Source organism: Vibrio sp. HS-50-1 (assembly GCF_024747315.1).
Taxonomy (GTDB): Bacteria; Pseudomonadota; Gammaproteobacteria; order Enterobacterales; family Vibrionaceae; genus Vibrio; species Vibrio diabolicus.
On record NZ_JAMPZF010000024.1, the window covers coordinates 260,186 to 280,546 of the forward strand.

The 20,361-nt window shown below is 43.8% G+C and carries 16 protein-coding genes; 6 read left to right on the forward strand and 10 right to left on the reverse strand.

The features are described from left to right. Positions 1-105: 105 nt before the first annotated feature. The 5 genes from NDJ01_RS10850 to NDJ01_RS10870 all read right to left on the reverse strand — a co-directional run bounded on the left by NDJ01_RS10850 (position 106) and on the right by NDJ01_RS10870 (position 7,137). On the reverse strand, positions 106-771 hold the full coding sequence (locus NDJ01_RS10850) for an energy-coupling factor ABC transporter permease (protein ID WP_257082239.1): 666 nt from the start codon (positions 769-771) through the stop codon (positions 106-108). Positions 772-925: 154 nt separating this feature from the next. Then, complete coding sequence (gene pflA / locus NDJ01_RS10855) at positions 926-1,666, reverse strand: pyruvate formate lyase 1-activating protein (protein ID WP_005390663.1); 741 nt, start codon at positions 1,664-1,666, stop codon at positions 926-928. A 211-nt stretch (positions 1,667-1,877) separates the two neighbouring features. Beyond that, complete coding sequence (locus NDJ01_RS10860; RefSeq protein ID WP_257082244.1) at positions 1,878-2,855, reverse strand: lipid A deacylase LpxR family protein; 978 nt, start codon at positions 2,853-2,855, stop codon at positions 1,878-1,880. A gap of 152 nt (positions 2,856-3,007) precedes the next feature. After that, positions 3,008-5,284 (reverse strand): formate C-acetyltransferase, encoded by a 2,277-nt coding sequence (gene pflB, locus NDJ01_RS10865; RefSeq protein ID WP_005390666.1) that lies wholly within the window; start codon positions 5,282-5,284, stop codon positions 3,008-3,010. A 305-nt stretch (positions 5,285-5,589) separates the two neighbouring features. Next, positions 5,590-7,137 carry a DUF3360 family protein gene (locus tag NDJ01_RS10870; protein ID WP_005390668.1) on the reverse strand — a complete coding sequence of 516 codons (1,548 nt, stop codon included), beginning with the start codon at positions 7,135-7,137 and terminating at the stop codon, positions 5,590-5,592. A 455-nt stretch (positions 7,138-7,592) separates the two neighbouring features. On the opposite strand from NDJ01_RS10870, the gene NDJ01_RS10875 reads away from it, so the two are divergent. The 6 genes from NDJ01_RS10875 (at position 7,593) to NDJ01_RS10900 (ending at position 15,335) form a co-directional block, all read left to right on the forward strand. Beyond that, positions 7,593-9,068 (forward strand): 54K polar flagellar sheath protein A, encoded by a 1,476-nt coding sequence (locus NDJ01_RS10875; protein ID WP_258586688.1) that lies wholly within the window; start codon positions 7,593-7,595, stop codon positions 9,066-9,068. 264 nt (positions 9,069-9,332) lie between these two features. After that, positions 9,333-10,103, forward strand: coding sequence for an ABC transporter ATP-binding protein (locus NDJ01_RS10880; protein ID WP_005378438.1), 771 nt, complete (start codon positions 9,333-9,335; stop codon positions 10,101-10,103). Between the two features lie 82 nt (positions 10,104-10,185). Beyond that, the gene (locus NDJ01_RS10885) at positions 10,186-10,956 is read left to right on the forward strand and encodes an ABC transporter substrate-binding protein (protein WP_012841998.1); all 771 of its coding nucleotides are present in this window, start codon (positions 10,186-10,188) and stop codon (positions 10,954-10,956) included. Positions 10,957-11,037: 81 nt separating this feature from the next. After that, positions 11,038-11,778, forward strand: coding sequence for an ABC transporter permease (locus NDJ01_RS10890; protein ID WP_006742137.1), 741 nt, complete (start codon positions 11,038-11,040; stop codon positions 11,776-11,778). A gap of 3 nt (positions 11,779-11,781) precedes the next feature. Continuing rightward, positions 11,782-12,459 carry an ABC transporter permease gene (locus tag NDJ01_RS10895; RefSeq protein ID WP_005390676.1) on the forward strand — a complete coding sequence of 226 codons (678 nt, stop codon included), beginning with the start codon at positions 11,782-11,784 and terminating at the stop codon, positions 12,457-12,459. A 155-nt stretch (positions 12,460-12,614) separates the two neighbouring features. Further along, positions 12,615-15,335: an ImpA family metalloprotease gene (locus NDJ01_RS10900; protein ID WP_258586689.1), complete on the forward strand. Its 2,721-nt coding sequence runs from the start codon at positions 12,615-12,617 to the stop codon at positions 15,333-15,335. Between the two features lie 97 nt (positions 15,336-15,432). On the opposite strand, the gene xthA is transcribed toward NDJ01_RS10900, so the two are convergent. The 5 genes from xthA to dinG all read right to left on the reverse strand — a co-directional run bounded on the left by xthA (position 15,433) and on the right by dinG (position 19,915). Continuing rightward, positions 15,433-16,239, reverse strand: coding sequence for an exodeoxyribonuclease III (gene xthA, locus NDJ01_RS10905; protein ID WP_005390683.1), 807 nt, complete (start codon positions 16,237-16,239; stop codon positions 15,433-15,435). 94 nt (positions 16,240-16,333) lie between these two features. Beyond that, a complete protein-coding gene (gene rsmS, locus NDJ01_RS10910) occupies positions 16,334-16,498 on the reverse strand; it encodes a pleiotropic regulatory protein RsmS (protein WP_005378432.1) in 165 nt (54 codons plus the stop codon). Next, positions 16,498-17,043 (reverse strand): primosomal replication protein, encoded by a 546-nt coding sequence (locus NDJ01_RS10915; protein ID WP_258586690.1) that lies wholly within the window; start codon positions 17,041-17,043, stop codon positions 16,498-16,500. Before NDJ01_RS10915 ends, rsmS begins: the two co-directional genes overlap by 1 nt. Then, positions 17,040-17,825 carry a TSUP family transporter gene (locus NDJ01_RS10920; RefSeq protein ID WP_005390688.1) on the reverse strand — a complete coding sequence of 262 codons (786 nt, stop codon included), beginning with the start codon at positions 17,823-17,825 and terminating at the stop codon, positions 17,040-17,042. The genes NDJ01_RS10915 and NDJ01_RS10920 overlap by 4 nt, the downstream gene beginning before the upstream one ends. 14 nt (positions 17,826-17,839) lie before the next feature. Next, entirely contained in the window at positions 17,840-19,915 is a 2,076-nt protein-coding gene (gene dinG, locus NDJ01_RS10925) for an ATP-dependent DNA helicase DinG (RefSeq protein ID WP_258586691.1), read from the reverse strand. Positions 19,916-20,361 lie beyond the last annotated feature (446 nt).

A 20,361-nucleotide genomic window follows, 5' to 3' on the forward strand; every position in this document is an offset into this window, starting at 1 on the left:
AATGTGCTTAGGTTAACGCTTAAGACATGAGTGAAACATGATCTCAACACATATTTAATACTAAAAAATGGCAAGAACTGTCACTTTTGACCAGTTTAAAAACACTTATTTATGGTAATGATTGTATATGTAGTCTCGGTCTGAAAATACTCTTAGCCACTCTGGCTTGAATACGGTTAAAACAGCCAGTGACATACCATTTAATAGGCCCTCAGGGAAGGCAAGCAACGGTACAAAAATAAAGTAGTTATGTTGAATGGTTTCCCAATCGTAATGACCAACCGATAAATGGTAAAAGGAGTTAATCAGCAGATGCAGGCTTCCTGTTATCGCGCCGTTGAAAAAACCTGCAACGAAGATGAATACAAAAATGTTTCTTGGCAAGTAGTGATAACTCAAAAGAAAGACGAGGTAACTAATGAAGATAGGAAGCAGGGCAGACAATACTAAAGATGTGGGTAACTGCAACAACGACACATCATGTAGCAGGTGGTTGACCAGCATTGCGGGGATACTGATTAGAAAGGCCATACGCCAACCATACATCATCGTCAGCGTTGTTAGCGCGAGAAAATGAATCTGTAGTCCTTCTTTTACGCCAGCTTGAGTTACCCATAAGATACTGAAAAAAAAGAGTGTTGCAAAAACGAGGTGCTGAAATGCTTTTTCCTTTTCAAGCTTGGGCCAAACGACTTTTTTCCAATCTGGTAGACAGTAGGCGAGTACTATCCAAAGTATGACAACCAGCGAGCCCAAGTTAAACCAATCCATGTTACTACCTTCCTATGCGATCATGACGCAATCATTTCTATTGTTCTTTTTATACCTAAATCACCTCATAGAGATTCATTGAAGGTACTTAGGTATAGTTAAAAAAATACCAGCATATTGCTGGTATTTTAAAGAGGTTAGTCTTGCTGTTCACTTAGTATTTTACGTTATCGTTGTACTGCGCAAGAATGGATTGAATCTCGTCCATCGTTTCTTTCGGTGGAGGGTTTACCCCTTCGAGTGGGTATTCTAAGCCCAATGCTTCCCATTTATGGGCACCCAATTTGTGATAAGGAAGTAACTCGACCTTTTCGATGTTATCCATATCTTTAATAAACTCACCAAGCATGTGTGCTGCTTCAGGGTCATCTGTGTAACCAGGCACGACTACATAGCGAATCCAAGTTTTCTTTCCGATTTTTTGCAAGTAACGAGCAAAGTCCAATGTACGTCGGTTCGATACGCCGATGAGATCTTGGTGCACTTCATCTTTCATGTGCTTGATATCAAGCATTACTAAGTCTGTTGCATCCAGTACTTCATCAATAACATCAGTGTGTTTACGAACATAACCGTTCGTATCTAGACACGTATGAATACCTTCTGCCTTAGCTGCGCGGAAAAAGTCCCGTACAAATTCAGGCTGAAGCATCGCTTCGCCGCCAGAACAAGTAACGCCACCACCTGATGCATTCATGAAGTGGCGGTAACTTTTCGCTTCGGAAATGATCTCTTCAACCGTAACTTCTTTGCCATCATGCGTATCCCATGTATCGCGATTGTGGCAATACTTACAGCGCATCAAACAACCTTGCAAGAAGACGATAAAACGAATACCAGGTCCGTCTACGGTACCACATGACTCAAATGAGTGAATACGACCAGTTGTTGACATCTTTTGCTCTCATTACTAGTAAATTCTAGCTGTTATTTTATTACAAAAAGCAGGGTTAAAACAGCTTTGTCGGTACTAAAGGCAAGGTTATGTGAAGAAAGAAAATAGATAGACCAATCTAAATAAATGCTTGATCACAGGGTTGGTTAATACCAAACGAGAGAACTTGCCTCGTATTTAGATTGGTGCGGATACAGGGATAAGTCAGCTTTTAGAAAAAGGCGAACACAGAGAAGGAGCCTGTCCCATAAATATCAGTTTGGGATTCTTCATAATCTGGCGTTTTTATCGTAAAGGTTAGGCTTGCACCGTAATTTTGGTTATACCAAGTTGCACCCGCTACGGCGCTTGCTTGCCAATTTTGCAGTGTGACGTCGTATGGCGCGGATGGCTCAGGAATACCAGGGCGATCACCTTCGATGGTCATGTCATTGAAACGGTAACGACCTTCAAACCCCGTAAATAAGAACCAGCTTGAAGTATCCTGTGCGAGCATACTCGCTGAGAACGGGCTCTCAACACTAATATTGGCGGCTCCGATGCTGCTTGCTAGGTTTGTACCCCAACGAAACATGACGCCTTGAGAGACATCACTACGGAAGTTACCCGCATTGATGTCGTTAATGTTGGTGATTTCCCATTGCGTTTTTTGTTCTTCGCTGCGCATCAATTTATTAAATACGCGGTAGCCAAGGCTAAACGCTACTTTATCGTCGATCTGGTAATCCCAACCTTGTGGGTCAGTCGAGCCTGTTATGCCGTGAACGATTTCTTGCGCTTTTTCTGAAAGCGAACTTTCACCTGTTGCACCGATGGTGAAGTTGTAGCGGACGGCCTTATTATCAGTCAAAGAAAGATAGTTGATCTCAGTATGTAGATAACCCGCATATGGGCGATCATTGACCAGTGGATAATCCGCTTCAATGTCGCTCGGAGTCCACATTTTGTGGCCAAGAACCAACTCTATTTTATCGATATTGGCGTGTTCTGAGTCAGCCAGACTCAGCCATTTCCATTGGCTTTCTTGTTTCAGTTGGCCTGTTGCGTAGGAAAGAAAAATACCATTTGTGTAGTCTTGGTCGACGCCGAAAATACCATCATTGTCGAGTGTAAAAGAGACCGTAGACTTAGTGGATGCCATCGCAACTGGAGAAAGAAGAGTAAGAACAATTAATTTACTGAGTTTCATATACTTTATTTACTAACTTTTTTCGCATCATACGTAAGAATGTGGGCAAAATCTTTCGTAATATCACAACTTTCATTCAAGAAATAAAAAAAGGCTGATGCTTCTAAGCATCAGCCTTTGTTGTATCACTAAAACGTTATTTCGCTAAAGTCTTATAGAGACTCTGTGAATGTACGTGCGATTACGTCAGCTTGTTGCTCTGCAGTTAGAGAGTTAAAGCGAACAGCGTAACCAGATACACGGATTGTTAGCTGAGGGTATTTCTCTGGGTGCTTAACAGCGTCTTCTAGAGTTTCGCGGTTAAGAACGTTCACGTTTAGGTGTTGACCACCTTCGATACCCGCTTCGTGGTGGAAGTAACCATCCATCAGGCCAGCTAGGTTAGCGCGTTGTGAACCCTCATCTTTACCTAGTGCATTAGGTACGATAGAGAATGTGTAAGAGATACCATCTTGTGCGTCAGCAAACGGCAGTTTTGCAACTGAAGTTAGTGATGCTACGGCACCTTTCTCATCGCGACCGTGCATTGGGTTAGCACCTGGAGCAAATGGAGCACCAGCACGACGACCGTCAGGTGTGTTACCAGTTTTCTTACCGTAAACCACGTTTGAAGTGATAGTAAGAATTGACTGAGTAGGGATTGCATCACGGTAAGTCTTAAGCTTACGGATTTTGCCCATAAATACAGAAACAAGTTCACATGCGATATCATCAACGCGTGGGTCGTTGTTACCAAATTTAGGGTAATCACCTTCGATTTCGAAGTCGATTGCTAGACCGTCTTCGTCACGGATTGGCTTAACTTTTGCGTATTTGATTGCAGACAGAGAGTCAGCCGCAACAGATAGACCAGCAATACCACAAGCCATAGTACGTTTAACGTCACGGTCATGTAGAGCCATTAGTGCCGCTTCGTAGCTGTACTTGTCGTGCATGAAGTGGATAGCGTTTAGTGCAGTCACGTACTGCTTCGCTAGCCAATCCATGAAGTGGTCCATTTTCTCCCACAACTCATCGTAGTTCAGTACATCGCCTTCGATCTTCGGCATTTGTGGACCAACTTGGATTTTTAGCTTCTCATCCACACCACCGTTGATGGTGTAAAGCATAGTTTTCGCAAGGTTAGCACGAGCACCAAAGAACTGCATTTGCTTACCAACAACCATTGGAGATACACAACATGCGATTGCGTAGTCGTCAGAGTTCATGTCTGGACGCATTAGGTCGTCGTTTTCGTACTGGATTGAAGAAGTATCGATAGACACTTTCGCACAGAACTTCTTGAAGCCTTCAGGTAGTTGCTCAGACCAAAGAACAGTGATGTTTGGCTCTGGAGAAGGACCCATTGTGTATAGTGAGTTTAGGAAACGGAAGTTTGTACGAGTAACTAGCGTACGACCGTCAAGACCCATACCACCCATAGACTCAGTTGCCCAGATAGGGTCGCCAGAGAATAGATCATCGTACTCAGGAGTACGTAGGAAACGAACCATACGTAGTTTCATTACGAAGTGGTCGATCATTTCCTGAGCTTGTTCTTCTGTGATGCGGCCAGCAGCGATATCGCGCTCGATGAAGATGTCTAGGAACGTAGAAGTACGGCCTAGAGACATTGCCGCGCCGTTTTGAGATTTAACAGCAGCTAGGTAACCGAAGTAAGTCCACTGGATAGCTTCTTGTGCAGTTTCAGCAGGACGAGAAATGTCACAACCGTATTTTGCAGCCATTTCTTTGATTTGACCTAGAGCACGGTGTTGCTCTGCGATCTCTTCACGAAGCTGCATTGTCATTTGTAGGTCTTCGCCGTTCTCGAAACGCTCTTGTAGAGAAGAGAACTGTGCGAATTTATCCTTCATTAGGAAATCAATACCGTATAGAGCAACACGACGGTAGTCACCGATGATACGACCACGACCGTATGCATCAGGAAGACCAGTCAATACGCCAGACTTACGACACGCCATGATTTGTGGAGTGTAGATGTCGAAAACGCCTTGGTTGTGAGTTTTACGGTATTCTGTGTAGATTTTCTTAACTTGTGGGTCAAGCTCGCGGTTGTAGGCTTTGCATGAACCTTCAACCATACGGATACCACCGTTAGGGATGATCGCACGTTTTAGAGGAGCGTCAGTTTGAAGACCTACGATAGTTTCTAGGTCTTTTTCGATGTAGCCTGCATCGTGAGCAGTGATGGTAGAGATAACTGAAGTATCAAAATCAACAGGAGCGTGAGTCGCGTTCTCTTGTTTGATGCCTTCCATTACCTTAGCCCAAAGCTTGTTAGTCGCTTCAGTACCTTCAGAAACTAGGAAAGATTCGTCGCCTTCGTACGGAGTGTAGTTCTTCTGAATGAAATCACGAACGTTTACTTCGTTTTGCCAGTCGCCTGCAGCAAAACCTTCCCAAGCTTTAGCAAATTGCTCTGCCATGACATACCTACCTTTTTAGTAGAAAAAAATACGTACTGCTTCGCCGTTGAGCCAGCTATCCCCAAGTTAAAGAGGGGAACAGTACACTCTTATGAATAACAATATTTATAGTCTTAAATTTAAATGTTCGAGTTACAAAACTATAAATATTGTCACTAGTTTTAACGTTTCTCTTTTTAAGCAACAGTTAGAGGTTAAACTAAAATTTTTTTGCAAACCTTAAACTAAATCAATAAATCCTCAAAAATCTCGATAAAAATGGGGTAGCGACTAGCGCTACCCACACATTTTCTGAACTGTCAGCTTTACAGCCAAGCTTGGATGCCATATTGGCCTTCAAGCATACCAACTGCAAGCATAGCAACTAAACAGATAATAAGTACGCTTACTGGGATCACAATCTTGTCTACAAATGACAAGCGAGACGCGCGCTCTTTATCACCAATTAAGCCGTTGTTATCTAAAAGCATAGTTAGTGCCCAAGCTAGAACAGGGTTAACGACTGCTGAACCAAAGATACAGATGCCTGCTGCTTGTGAATCTTTTGAGTCTTTCACCATCTGCATGCCTGCTTCAAGCAATGGTAGAGAGACACCAACGAGAAGAGCAACGCGCATAACTGGTGGCCATACAGCAACATCCATAGGGAAACCAAGGATTGCAACAATAATACATAGAGAACCTAGTAAGATTGCACCGCCAGGAATAGGGCGCTTCGCGATTGCTGCAGGGATCATGTAAGTCCCCCAAGATGATGTGATGTTACCACCACCGACAGCGGTACCGACCATTTGGCGCACAGAACACATTGTCATTGTGTCATCAACGTCCATCAGTACTTTTTCACTCTTACGTGGGTAGTTCATTTCTTGGAAGATGCGGTGACCCAAGAAGTCAGGAGACCACATTGCTACAGCAAGAATTGCGAATGGTAGAGAAGCAATGAAGTGTTCCATATTAGGAAGACCAAGCATCCAACCTTCTTCTGTTGAACCCCACCAGTAGATTGGGTTTAGGTTTGGAAGACCCGTCTCGGTTACGAATTTAATATCGAAGCCTGCGCCAAGAACAAGTGCGATTGCAAGGCCAGTGAAGGCACAAACAGGGATTGCTAGCCAGCGTTTGTTCACTTTAGCAAGGAACGCGTATAGGCCAATAGTAACCGCAAGAACGATTAGACCGATGTAACCCATGCTACCTGCGGCAACTGTGTCGGATTGCAAACCAACAGCCCAAGCTTGAATGGAATTAATTTGGCTCATCGTTCCGGTTAAACCCAAGAAGATGAGAAGGCCACCAGCCGTACCTTCAGAGGTGAGGTTAACCAGTTTTGAACCACCTTTTAACAGGCTCAGAATTAAACCAAACACACCAATGAGAATTGCCAATGCAAGAGGGTGAGCACCAGCAAGCGCGATGGTACCAATAAGAGGGATCATTGGGCCGTGGTTACCTGCTAGGTTGGCTTTAGGGTTAATAAAGCCAGAAGCAAGTACACAGAAAAGAAGTGCAGGGATGAGCATCTCTACACGGGCAACTTCGATGGCGAAATCTTTGCCCAGGTTAACATGGTCCCATGCGGCAGTTAGGCCTTCAGCCCAAGACATCATTACCGCAGAGTACATCGCGATAATACCAATCGTACCGGCAAGTGCTGGAACAAGATCTTCAAGTTCAAAACGGAAGTCACGACCTGGCAAGTTTAAGCCGAAACGACGCGGCTTCATAATTTGTAGTTCGTGGTCTAGGTAGTCTGAACGGCTTGCGAACTCAGATGCTGGACGATGAAGCTCACGGTAGCTCTTGGTCTCGATATCTGAATCAGAGTGCGTTTTGTTAACTGCGTCTGACATAGATTCCTCATATATTTAAAAGTTATGAATTCTTCATTCAATTGTGTTAATCCGCATCCTGCGGCACGCTTATGCTAGCTATTATTAGATTTGTTACACGTCGACATTGTGCCTAAGCATAGCTAATAACTTATTGTGTTGAGGCACAAAAAAATCCTCATCTTTTGGCAGGAGTCTAGCAAGATAGCCATTTAGGGTGATTGATTTAGATCACTTTAAGAATGGTTGTGAAATAAAACTACAGAAAGTTTCTGGCATGCGAATGAGATGGTGAAATCTTGTGTAATTTCATTACACAAGTTGCATAAAATTAGAATTTGTTGCTCTTATCGTTCTGGGATGCAGGGTAAATATCAATATTCATGATGATTATATAAAGCTGGCTTTATTCTTGCTTTCTACAGGGCAAAGACGATTTTTTGGCTAATCATTGCCGCTCAGTTTAGGAAAAAGACATGAAACAGCTTAAAGTACTGCCACTAGTGGCAATCATCTCAGGGTTAATGGTCGGTTGTGGCGGCGGTGGCGGTGGCGGCGGTGGTGCTGCGCCGAAAACAGCGTTTACTTTTGATTTTGCTATACCAGCAACAATGACTGAAAGTGAAGCTACTGCGAAAGGTTGTACGGTGTATGACCACAAAACTGAGCTGAACGGTGATAAAACGGTTTTAACCTATAGCGCAGCGTCAAAAGAGCAAGTGACTAACTATGTTATCGGTTACTACTCTGATGCAGATGGCAAAAGAGCCGGAGACATCATCAAACCAACCACTGATAACTTTAAGTTTTATCTTGAAGATATTCCTGACGGCGGCTTTGTAACGTTTCAAGCAATAGAATTTAACGGTAGAGAAGCTCGCGTAAATACGTTTTCAAAAGAATTCTTACAAGATAAGAAACTACGTAATGCCACGTTTGCCCTTAACCGAGACTCTTTGAACAAGTGCTTTACTGGCGGTAACTTAGCAAGCAATAAGTTTACTAACCTAGATTACCGAAATGCTGAATCAGGTGGTGGAGACTACAACTTTGTCTCGCAAACCGATATTTTCACGTCACCTAACCCTGATATGTTGCCTACCGATGAACTTATGGGCCTTAAAGGTGAGCCAACGGCGTTGTTCCAGTATGAATCTGGTTCAAGCGACAAAGTGCTGTACCAGTATGGTATTGGTTCGTGGGGGACTGGTGAGATCGCCTTAGTCAGAGCGGATAATACGTCAAACATTTATTCGTCTTCTGATTATACTTACGACACTCTCCACATTGGTTTTGTTACTAACGGCTTTGCGTATGATGCGCTGAAGCTAGATAAAACGGCCGTTGAATATAGTCGTCCTAGTGCAACGAATAAAGAAACTTGGGTCTACATGGCGTTCTCAGAGAATCAAGTTAATGGTTGGGAGTCTCTACTTAACGAAACGGTCTCTGATGGATGGGATATTGACGTTGATCCAAGCTCTTACTTAAATATTGATAACCTGCCAAACACAAAACCAAGTGTATCAACACAAGGAAGTGCAGACTCGGTGATTGATCTGGACATGGGTTTAACATCGTCTACAGAAGGCTTTACTCGTGTTGCTTACTTTGCGGCTTCAGGCGACTATAAAGTCACACATCGTATTTTCACAAAGAGTGACAGTGACTCTGTTGTTGTTCCTGAGCTCCATTACTACAATTTCCCAACATCAGCCGTTAACGGTTTGAAAGTTTCAGCTTCGGACGATTTTAATCGCACTGCTTTGGTATTGAGTGACGATAGCAATATCGACTCTAAAGTTTTCATGAGCTTCTTTTCTAATGGTGAAGCGTCAGAGCCTGAGCTAGATGAAGACTTGGATGGCGTCATTACTTCTGAAAAAGAAGGCCTAGAAAATGAAGTGACATTACGTACTTCAAACTCATTGGTAGTCAGTCGTTTTAATTAATTCATTACGACCCTAAATAAGTTTCAATTAACACTTTTGTAATTTTATTAAGCCCCTTCTAAAGGGGCTTTTTTATATTTAATATTCAGCTTTTGAAGAATAAGTTGCTATATATTGCATATTAATTTGGCTATCGTATCTTTCTATTCGAATTATTTAGGTTAATAATTTGTTGCAAGTTTCAGGGCGTGGTGCTAATTTGTTCCGAATTAGAGAGGGCGGAGTCCCTTAATTGCAGTGACAAAAACACAGGGAGTAGAGCGCATGAATGATGTACCAGCGCTAGATATAAAAGACCTGCACAAAACATTTGGACAAAATGAAGTTCTCAAGGGAATTTCTCTTGCCGCGCACAAAGGAGATGTCATCTCCATCATTGGCTCTTCCGGTTCTGGTAAGAGTACCTTTCTTAGATGTATCAACTTGCTAGAAACGCCTACCGCAGGCGAAATTTGGGTGAATGGTGAATTAATCCAAATGAAGAACAACCGAGCAGGGGAATCCGTTCCTGCTAATGAAAAGCAAGTGCAACGTATTCGCTCACGTCTAGCGATGGTGTTCCAAGGTTTCAACTTATGGTCACACCTGACAGTACTAGAAAACGTGATTGAAGCCCCTGTTCATGTTCTAGGCGTGCCAAAAGCCCAAGCGATTGAAAACGCAGAAGTCTTGCTTAAGAAAGTAGGCCTATATGAGCGTAAAGACTATTATCCTGGACACTTATCTGGCGGTCAGCAGCAACGTGCCGCTATTGCCCGTGCGCTAGCAGTTGACCCTGAAGTGATGTTGTTTGACGAGCCAACCTCTGCGCTTGACCCAGAACTAGTTGGGGAAGTATTAGGGGTAATGAGAGATTTGGCAGATGAAGGACGAACCATGCTGGTGGTCACGCACGAAATGGCGTTTGCGCGAGACGTATCAAACCATGTGATGTTCTTGCATCAAGGCTTAGTGGAAGAACAGGGAAATCCAGCTAAGCTATTTACAAACCCGGATTCGGAACGATTACAGCAGTTTATCTCATCCATTTACTAATATTTTTAGGCGGCAGACTATTGCCTCCTAAGCCAGCACAACAAACAAAACGAAATAAAATAGCAATCACAGGAGTATGGAAATGAAAAAGTGGTTATTAGCAGCAACGATCGCTGCAACGGCAGTATCTGGTGTCGCTCAAGCGAAAGAATGGAAAACAGTTCGCTTCGGCATTGAGGGTGCTTACCCTCCGTTTAGCTGGACAGAAACGGATGGTTCTCTTAAAGGCTTCGACGTAGACATGGCCAACGCGCTTTGTGAGGAAATGCAAGTGAAATGTAAGATTGTCGCGCAAGATTGGGATGGCATCATTCCTTCTCTATTAGCGCGTAAGTACGACGCAATCATCGCTGCGATGTCTATTACTGAAGAGCGTAAGAAGAAAGTCGATTTCACGGGCAAATACGCACTGATTCCAAACAAATTTATTGCCAAGAAGGGTGCGAATCTGGATTTTGACAACCTAGATGGCAAGAAAATCGCCGTTCAACGTGCAACAACACACGACAAATATCTGACAGATAACTATGGCGATAAAGTAGAAATTGTTCGTTACGGTTCTTTTGATGAGGCTTACCTAGATTTAGCCAATGGTCGTGTTGCCGCTGTATTGGGCGACGCCTCTGCTCTAGAAGAAGGTGTGCTTAATAAAGCGGGCGGCGACGCGTACGAGTTTGTTGGTCCGTCATTGACCGATCCTAAGTGGTTCGGTGAAGGCTTTGGCATTGCCGTGCGTAAACAAGATAAAGATCTAACGAAGAAATTGGACGCGGCGATAATTTCACTACGTGAGAAAGGTGTTTATCAAGAAATTGCTGGTAAATACTTTAACTACGATGTGTACGGTGAATAAACCGTAATTAAGCGACCGTTGGCTTGTTCCTAGAAGTAGTCAACGGTCGATTTTTTGAGTTTAGGGATTAGGAACTCACCTATGCTAGATTTACAAGGATACGAAGCTTCGATTTTAAAAGGGGCTTTAGTAACGATAGAAGTTGCAGTGCTTTCACTCCTTCTTGCGGTGATCTTAGGTATGCTTGGCGCATTAGCTAAGCTAGCGCCTTACAAATGGGCAAGGGCGATTGCCACTCTTTACACCACCGTCATTCGCGGCATTCCAGATTTGGTTCTGATGATGCTGATTTTCTTTGGTGGACAAATACTTTTAAACAATAGCCTGTACTCCATTAACGAAACGCTCAATGAGTGGTTTGCTTCGAGTGATCCAAACCATGAGTGGACGTCTTACTTACCTGATTATATTGATGTCAGCCCATTTATTGCAGGTGTACTCACGATTGGTTTTATCTTTGGTGCCTACATGGCGGAGACTTTTCGCGGAGCGATCATGGCGGTGGACAAAGGTGAACTAGAAGCGGCGAAAGCTTATGGTATGAGCTCAGCCTTATCGTTTAGAAGAATCTTACTGCCTCAGATGATTCGTCATGCATTACCTGGATTTGGTAATAACTGGTTAGTGTTACTCAAGACCACAGCGTTAGTGTCCATCATCGGCCTGGATGACATGGTGAGAATGAGCTCGTTGGCGGCAGGTACGACGAAAATGCCGTTTACCTTTTACATGGCTGTCGCGCTCATCTTTCTATTTTTTACCAGCGTTTCGACCGGGCTACTCAAGCTTGTTGAGCGTAAGTTCAGTATTCATGCGAGGTAAGTTATGGATTTTTCTTTGATTATTGAAAGCTTCCCAACTTATCTTCAGGGACTTTGGACGACAGTTTGGCTGGTAGGATTAGCGTTGGTTATCGGTTTGTGTGTCTCGATTCCATTAGCCGTGGCACGTAATAGTACGAATTATGCCTTTAGCTTACCTTCTTGGGGATTCATTTACTTTTTCCGTGGAACACCGTTGTTGGTCCAGTTGTATTTGATTTATTACGGTATGGATCAGTTCTTTCCTGTGAAAGATACCTTGTGGGAAAACGCCTGGTTTTGTGCTTTAGTCGCTTTTATTCTTAATACGTCGGCTTATACAGCAGAAATTATTCGTGGTGCGATTAATGGCTTGCCCAAAGGTGAAGTAGAAGCTGCCAAAGCGTATGGGATGAGTAAGTTTATGACATACAGACGTATTATCTTGCCTAGTGCACTGCGTCGAGCATTACCAGCTTATTCAAACGAAGTGATTTTCATGCTGCACGGTAGTGCGGTCGCGGGTATCGTTACCATTATGGATCTAACTGGCGCTGCGCGCTTAGTTAACTCACGTTACTATGCGCCATTTGAATCTTTCCTAACGGCGGGGCTGTTCTACATGGCACTGACGTTTATGATCTTGTGGTGCTTTAAAGTGGCAGAGAAGCGCTTCTTGGCATACCTACGTCCTTTAAGTTAATAATTAATGTCAGCAATGGTATCGGAATGGGTACCATTGCTTTTTGATGATTTTGTTATCTTCATTCCTATTTTCCCTACCGATACAAAAGACTATTTCTTTTTATTCATGTACTTACATTAATATTTGATAAACCCATTGTTTAGTAAGTAAAAATGAAAAAAACAATTCTATCGTTGGGCCTTGCCGCCGTTGCCACTGGATGTGGTGGGGGAGAGGGAGAGTCACAATCTAATGCTCAAGTAAAACCAACGCCAGCTCCAGTTCAACAAGCTCTGGAAACTGGTAATGCACTGCTCGTTTCTGACCCGAACGATTTCATCCGAGAAAGTCGGCAAGTTGTGGAAGGGCACAAGAAACAGTCGAATACGATCAAATCTGCAATTGCGAAAAACCTTTCTGGCCTTTATTGGGATCCAACCCATGATGCAGCGATATTGGCACCTCAGTATGGGTTCAACGACACCATCTTGATGACCAACAAGGCCATGGCTAGCGGTTATAAAGATCAGGCGTTGTCAATTGGCGTTGCTGGAGAAAAAGCTAATGGTCAACGTTATGCGCTATTAGGTAGTAACCCATTTAGAACGGCACAACGCTTTCCCGAGTCTTCGAATGCAGCGATGACTCAATGGCTAAGCAACTTGGTCACTTGGTTGTCAGGCGGAGCTACTTCAAACGTTGTCATCGCGCAAATGGATCAGTCTTATTACTTCCCTGATGAGCAAGCGACTCGGAATTGGCTGAACGACAATGTTTCACAAGAGTTGGCGTTTAACGAGGCCAACCTATGCGATGGTTCGAAGCTACTTAGCTGCTTGCAAACCAATACTCCAAACTTATTGATCTTGTCACAGCATCTGCAATCTGGCGACACCAACCAACAAGTACTCGATGCTCTGGCATACGCTGAGCAAGCCCAAATTCCTGTTCTATACCTGCATTGGGATGGAGGACTAACTGAACTTGGCCGAGACATTTTGGAAAAATTCCATGTTGATTATGTGGGAGATAACTATTGGCGTAAGTTAGGCTTGGTTGATTGGGCGCCTTCATCACTCATGAACTTCGTGCCAGACTCTGTTGCTACGCAACAAGCGCTGTTGTCTCGTTTTGAATCTCAAAACTTCAATGTTGACTTGTCACAGTGTGATGACAAATCTTGTCCTGACACTGCGAATATGGAAAGTCAATTTTATGCAGGGGCAAACAGTATTCGCCATCGGTTGCAAAAGCTTGATGAACAAAAAGTAGATTTGTTTAATCAAGACGGCTACCAATACGAAAAACTCATGGTATTGCTGGCTGATCATTATCGTCAAACGGTTGTCTTCCCAATGGACAAACAGTCAACCCAAACGACCGAATTCCTAAAGTCGTACTTTGCCGATTACGTGCAATACAACAGCCGAAGCGTAAACCCAAAACAACCAAATATGGGGAACTTCAGCCGTAGTGAGTTTAGCCCTGAAGTAAAGAGAATCAGCGCAACGATTAATATGGAATCAAAGCGTAACTTCCGCTCTGCTGGTGTGTATGCGCTTCCAGGGGAGACCTTTACGGTCACGCGCAATGACAGTAATGAAGTGACGACTAAAATTGTCATCAACAGTTTAAGAAGTGGCGCAACTCATGAGTTCAGCAAAGATGGATACACGCGACCAAAAATGCTGACTTCTTTCGCCTATGAGGTGAAGCCGGGTGAAACCATCACGCTGACTTCACCTTATGGCGGGCCTATCCAGGTTCACTTTAACAACAACGATGTACCAGTAGCTCTAACATTTAGCCATGTAGCGCAACACCCTGTATGGAGAAGTGAAAAGGATAACGATGCGTTTATTCAGGAGCTTGAAGCGAATTTGTTCGATTGGGCTGAACTGATCACGCCTGGATTTGAGGTACACTCTAAACGTGACAAAATGCTTGAATCTGTCAACGATGAGATGTGGTCGACACCAGCTGAAATGGCGCTGGCGACAGAAGAGTATGTTCATAACTACCCACATGTCTTGGCTGGTTTCCAAGGGCCGGGTATCGATGAGGTTCCGGAAATTATCCAGTATGCCAAAAATCAAGGTTGGGAAATCGCCAATATTGATATGGTGAAGCATATGAACGCTGACCAAGCGACGTGTGGTTACGGCTGTTCTGGTAACCCATACGATGCTTACTGGTCATTCAGCCCACTCGGTCACGGTGATTTACATGAGCTTGGTCATGGCTTGGAAAAAGGTCGATTCCGATTTGCAGGCTGGGAAGGGCATTCAACGACCAATTACTACTCGTATTACAGTAAGTCTCGTTTCTTCCAGGATACAGGGAAAGTTTCAACTTGCCAAAGTTTGGATTTCAAAGGCCAGTTTGAATTATTGCAAGCAAGCCGAACTCAAGCGGATTCAAACGCTTACATGGCAGCGCAAAATCAAACTGGTTGGAGTTGGGGAGCTCGCGTTTACATTCAAATGATGATGGCGACGCAGCATGAAGGTGTACTGCAAAATGGTTGGCATTTATTGGCGCGATTGCACCTGATTGAACGTGAGTTTAACCGCTTAAAATCGGATGATGCGCTTTGGAATGAGAGACGACTGAGTATTGGTTTCGCCAACTACTCTCGTGAAGAGGCAAATAGCATCTCAAACAACGACTGGTTGCTTATTGCTCTAAGCTACATCTCTCAGCGAGACATGACGAGCTATTTAGATATGTGGGGCTTCTCGTTCACAGAAAAAGCGAAACAGCAGGTTGTGGCGCTGAATCTACCACCGATGCCTCTCACTTACTTTGCAAGCAGCAATACCGGCTACTGTCTGAACGAATTTGCTCAAACGCCAGTCAGTGTAGATGGTCAAACGGTTTGGCCGCTGAACTAGCTGAGTAGAAAGTAACTTGCATTAAAAAGGGAGACAGAGTCTCCCTTTTTAATGGGTTAAGCTTAGCGTTGAGTCCCGCTTATTGTTCAGTTATGTATTACTTGAACGTCGACCAAATTGGAGCGTGGTCTGAAGGTTTTTCAATACCGCGCAATTCATAATCGATACCCGACTCAATACATTTTTGCGCGAGAGAAGGGGTCGCCAAAATGACATCAATTCGTAGACCTCGGTTATCATCAAACCCGCGAGAGCGATAATCAAACCACGAGAATTGATCGTTCACTTCTGGATATAGCTTGCGGAAGGTGTCCTCAAAGCCCCAATCTAGCAAGGTTTTCAGCCATTCGCGCTCTTCCGGTTGGAATGAACATTTACCTGTTTTTAGCCAACGCTTACGGTTTGGCTCGCCGATACCGATATCTGCATCAATAGGGCTGATGTTGATGTCACCCATAACAATCAATTGCTCGTCACTATTGTGATGATCGTTTAGGTAGGTCATTAGATCTTTATAAAACTGACGTTTGTATGGGAATTTTGTTTCGTGGCTGATGTTATCCCCTTGAGGGAAGTAGCCATTTAGCACCGTGATCTTTTCGCCGTTTTCATTTAAAAACGTCGCCATGATCATGCGCTTTTGGTGCTCTTCGTTATCCGTCGGGAACCCTTTTTGTACGAGAAGAGGCTCTTGCTTACAAAGCATTGCGACGCCGTAATGCGCTTTTTGACCATGGAAATACACTTTGTAGCCCATGGCTTCGACAGCTTCAATCGGGAATGCTTCATCGTGAACTTTAATTTCCTGAAGGCCAATCACATCTGGTTGGTGTTTGTCGATTAGCGCTTGGAGTTGGTGCAGTCGCGCACGTAGTCCATTGATGTTAAAGCTGATTACTTTCATTGTTTATCCTTTTTGAGGGCGTACTTTTTTATGAATAGTATCATTGTGCAAGAGCACTGAAAACGAGTCTCGGTGAAAGGAGCGAAACGTTGGGCTACTTTGCTTTTAATTTGTTTTCTAAGTCGTTTTGCACGATCTTCAAAGCGTTAAGCGCAACTTCTGGATCTATCTCATTGCTCTCAAGTAAATAGATCAAATCGACAGCCAATTTGATCTCTTCAGGTGCGTCATCTAAAGGCGAGGTTGGTTGATCGGCCATTATTGGTGTTTTTCCCTATGTGTAATTTGGTTCTCTAGTTTCAGAAGCGCTGCCTCACAACGTGCCAAACGTTGCTCGGTCGCTAGTAACACTTTCTGAGCCTCGGCACGCATAAAACTAGGAGCGGTTTCGACAGCACGTTCTTTTTCTAACACCATTTCGCGCAAGCGTCTTGCCCACTCTTGGTGTTGAGCGAGTTCCTGGTAAAGCACGTTAATAGGCTTGCGGAAATGGCTGCTATGTTTGATCTCATTCTTGCGAATTTTGGTGGTAGAAATCTCGCGTTGAATCGCACCGATTTGCGCTACTAACCGTTCAGTGAGGTACTCAGCACGTAAAGCGGTGAGCTTACCTTCATTTTGCTCACGCACAATCGCATCCAGCGTAGCTTTTGCTTCTTTTACGCAAGGAGTAAGTAAGCGAGAGCGACAACCAAATAAGCGATCATCAAAAAGCGGAACATGGTGTTCGCCTCTTTGACGGTCAAGAACAGCGGCTTGCTTCGCCATTTGTTCTAGGTTTTCCTGGAGTTGAGAAATGTTCATGACAAACCTACAAACCATGCGTCATAAGCCAATTTTATGGCCAGTATACTGACGACAGTAACAAATACAGGGCGAATGAATTTAGAACCAAACCGAATGGCGGAATGTGCGCCAACAAAAGCGCCAGCCATTAAACATACCCCCATTGTTAAGCCTAGCACCCAGTTGATATGACCGAGGACTGCAAACGTGATCAAAGAGGTAAAGTTGCTGGTAAAGTTCATTGCTTTTGCTAAGCCAGAGGCGAGCAAGATATTCAGCCGATAAAGAGCCATTGAACTGACCGTCCAAAAAGCCCCAGTTCCAGGCCCTGCGAGCCCGTCATAGAACCCTATGGATAATCCTTGCATGTACTGTTTTCTATGAAGTTTTGGGCAAGGCTCGGGAATTGGACTTTGATGAGGTGAGTGCGGTGTTTTATGGAAGACGGTGTATAACGCCGCCGCTAAAATAACAAGAGGTAACCCTTTTTCTAGCCAATCCGTGCTAATCGCGTCCACAAGTAGGGTACCTAATGTTGCTCCGACAAGCGTCGCAACAAATGCTCTTCCCCAGCATTGAGGCTTGAATAAACGTTTCTTGTAGTACGTAAATGCCGCAGTAGAAGAGGCAAAGGTAGCCGCAAGTTTATTGGTGCCTAGTGCAATATGGGGCGGCAAGCCCAACGATAATAGAGCAGGTACGGTTAGCATGCCACCACCACCGGCAACTGCATCAATAAATCCAGCGACAAAAGCGACAAGCGCCAACACCAACAGCATAGTTGGCTCAATCATTTCCATAAATGGTGATTCTTCTAATATTCTATTTTACGTTTAAATGGAGGTAGTGAGTCGATTAAGGCTTGTCCGTATCGCTTAGTGACTAGGCGTCGATCAAGAATCGTTACTCTACCAGAATCTCTCTCTTTACGCAGTAAGCGACCTACGCTCTGGATCAGCTTTTTGCTTGCGTCAGGTACAGTTATTTGCATAAACGGGTTCCCACCTTTTTTCTCGATATATTCGGAGTGAGCCTGTTCGACAGGAGAGGTTGGAACACCAAATGGAATTTTTGTAATTACCAAGTTTTCAAGTAATTCGCCAGGTAAATCTAGCCCCTCAGAGAAACTGCCAGTACCAAATAAGATGCTGGTTTTATTTGATTCTATTAGCTTTTTATGTTTTTTTAGAATTTCTTGACGTGAGCTTTCACCTTGAACTTGCAACGCCCAGCCTTTTTTTATGAACTCCGAAGACAGCGCCTTCGCAACTTGGTTCATCTGCCAATAGGATGAGAATAATACTAAGTTGGCTTTCTTGTCTTCCAAGTAGTTAGGCAATATCTCAATAAGATATTCAGTAAATTGAGGCGCTGGTGGTTCATATTTCATCGCAGGGATGAGCAATTCTGCCTGGTTTTGGTAATCGAATGGTGACGCAAGCGCTAAAAACTGTGTGCCTGATTCTGGTTTTCCATCAATACCAACCTGATGGCAAAAGTAATGGAAGGAGTTTAATGCACGCATCGTTGCGGAAACTAAAATGGCGCCAATGCACCTGCTCCAAATTTGTTGGTCGAGTTGCCATCCAATTTCAAGCGGAGAAACACTCACAATGAAATCACCCTCGCGATCGGGGTGGGTTTCTAACCAGCGAGCCAAAGGCGCACCTTTTTCGCGAGTTGGCTCAGCCATCAAGTGCCAGACTTGCGCTAGGTTTTCTAACCTTTGAATGTAGAAGCCGAGCTCTGCAAGCGCTGGTTCAGCCAATCTTGTCGCAAGCTCCCCATCTTTTACTCTTTCCGCAATAAGGTCGGCAATTTTTGCCACACTTTGATTTGCTTTTTTACTGAACTGCTTCAACTCTTTGGATTGGTTCTCTAGCCATTCTGGTAGTTCACCGTGCTCAAAGCGGTAGATGCCTTCTTCAAATTGAGCTGGATCGAACTGTTTAGGCAGTTGAGTCAGTGCTGGTATCAAGTTCTGAACCGCGTCTTGAAGGTCGTTGCGAAATCGAGCTACGCGTTTCTCGTCTGCGAGCGATGAAAACTTGCTAATCGACTGATTTAACTTCTCAAGCCACGCTGCCGCACCTTTTAAGCTCGCAGATGCTGAAGCATGATCGCGGGCGACATGAGGCAAGTGATGTGCCTCGTCAAAGACGTATATCGTGTTTTCTGGCTCAGGTAAGATTACTCCGCCCCCCAAGTCTGCGTCTGCCATGACGAGAGAGTGGTTCGCAATGATGACATCATTCTTATCCAACTCTGAGCGCGCTTTTTGGAATGGGCAGCCGCGATGGCCGGGTAAGCTGTTATTACAACTGTGTTTATCACTAACAATCAGTTGCCATAGCTTATCATCAATGGTTTTAGGCCAAGAATCACGGTCACCGTCCCACTTACCTTGCGCAAGAGAGCGATGCATTGTTTCCAACAGCTCTATATCTCTTTGCTTAGGCTTGGTTTCGAACATGGCTAACTGACCACCATCAGCGCCACAAGCTGAAGCAAGTTTTTCTGCACAACAATATCGTTGACGGCCTTTTGCCAAAATAAAAGAAAACTCTCGGTCGGTAATCCGACGAAAAAGAGGGAGGTCTTTATTTATGAGCTGTTCTTGCAGAGCTACGGTCGCCGTTGAGATAACCACTTTTCTATTGTTATGTACGGCCACGGGGATGGCGGCCATTAGATAGGAGAGCGACTTACCAATTCCAGTCCCTGCTTCTGCAACCAGTATTCGGTTAGATTTGTGGTACTGACCGCACAGCGTTTTTGCAATCTCTGCAACAAGGTAGTTTTGTGCTCTTCTAGGTACAAAGTTATCAAGTTGATCTTGCAGGTTTTGATAGCTATTACGAATCGATTTTTGAATGTTACTGGTCAGCATACGGGCCTCAAATGCGTTGGAGGCGAATAGTAGCACACATCACTAGTTGTACAGTAGTTCACAAAACGGAATGCTTTTATGAGGAATGTAGATCTTCTTCACAAAAAAATATTGAACCTTATCTAAATGAAATTAATTTCATTATATGAAAAATATAAAACTCCAAATATGATATTTGTATGGTTTTTTATTCTGTGAATTGTGTTTTTTAGTGCGTATCTTGGATTTAAAATCTTATTGTTAATGGTTTTATAAATTATGAAAAATCAAGAGGATTGATTAGATGTTCGTCGAATAAATAAAGATAAACTTTTCAAGCTATTGTTTTTAAATGTTATTTTTGTTTTTTTACATTAGTATTTAGAAAATTTGACAGCCAGAATAATCTTTTGCACTCTTAGCTCCAGATTTTGAGAAGGCGCTGTATAACGTTTTGTTAACGCTCT

What these genes read in the sequence shown, in the direction of transcription:
- NDJ01_RS10875 (WP_258586688.1), top strand. Translation starts at nt 7,593, where the DNA reads ATGAAACAGCTTAAAGTACTGCCACTAGTGGCAATCATCTCAGGGTTA.
- NDJ01_RS10870 (WP_005390668.1), bottom strand. Translation starts at nt 7,137, where the DNA reads ATGTCAGACGCAGTTAACAAAACGCACTCTGATTCAGATATCGAGACC.
- NDJ01_RS10915 (WP_258586690.1), bottom strand. Translation starts at nt 17,043, where the DNA reads ATGAACATTTCTCAACTCCAGGAAAACCTAGAACAAATGGCGAAGCAA.
- dinG (WP_258586691.1), bottom strand. Translation starts at nt 19,915, where the DNA reads ATGCTGACCAGTAACATTCAAAAATCGATTCGTAATAGCTATCAAAAC.
- NDJ01_RS10890 (WP_006742137.1), top strand. Translation starts at nt 11,038, where the DNA reads ATGCTAGATTTACAAGGATACGAAGCTTCGATTTTAAAAGGGGCTTTA.
- NDJ01_RS10880 (WP_005378438.1), top strand. Translation starts at nt 9,333, where the DNA reads ATGAATGATGTACCAGCGCTAGATATAAAAGACCTGCACAAAACATTT.
- pflB (WP_005390666.1), bottom strand. Translation starts at nt 5,284, where the DNA reads ATGGCAGAGCAATTTGCTAAAGCTTGGGAAGGTTTTGCTGCAGGCGAC.
- NDJ01_RS10920 (WP_005390688.1), bottom strand. Translation starts at nt 17,825, where the DNA reads ATGGAAATGATTGAGCCAACTATGCTGTTGGTGTTGGCGCTTGTCGCT.
- NDJ01_RS10900 (WP_258586689.1), top strand. Translation starts at nt 12,615, where the DNA reads ATGAAAAAAACAATTCTATCGTTGGGCCTTGCCGCCGTTGCCACTGGA.
- rsmS (WP_005378432.1), bottom strand. Translation starts at nt 16,498, where the DNA reads ATGGCCGATCAACCAACCTCGCCTTTAGATGACGCACCTGAAGAGATC.
- NDJ01_RS10850 (WP_257082239.1), bottom strand. Translation starts at nt 771, where the DNA reads ATGGATTGGTTTAACTTGGGCTCGCTGGTTGTCATACTTTGGATAGTA.
- pflA (WP_005390663.1), bottom strand. Translation starts at nt 1,666, where the DNA reads ATGTCAACAACTGGTCGTATTCACTCATTTGAGTCATGTGGTACCGTA.
- NDJ01_RS10895 (WP_005390676.1), top strand. Translation starts at nt 11,782, where the DNA reads ATGGATTTTTCTTTGATTATTGAAAGCTTCCCAACTTATCTTCAGGGA.
- NDJ01_RS10885 (WP_012841998.1), top strand. Translation starts at nt 10,186, where the DNA reads ATGAAAAAGTGGTTATTAGCAGCAACGATCGCTGCAACGGCAGTATCT.
- xthA (WP_005390683.1), bottom strand. Translation starts at nt 16,239, where the DNA reads ATGAAAGTAATCAGCTTTAACATCAATGGACTACGTGCGCGACTGCAC.
- NDJ01_RS10860 (WP_257082244.1), bottom strand. Translation starts at nt 2,855, where the DNA reads ATGAAACTCAGTAAATTAATTGTTCTTACTCTTCTTTCTCCAGTTGCG.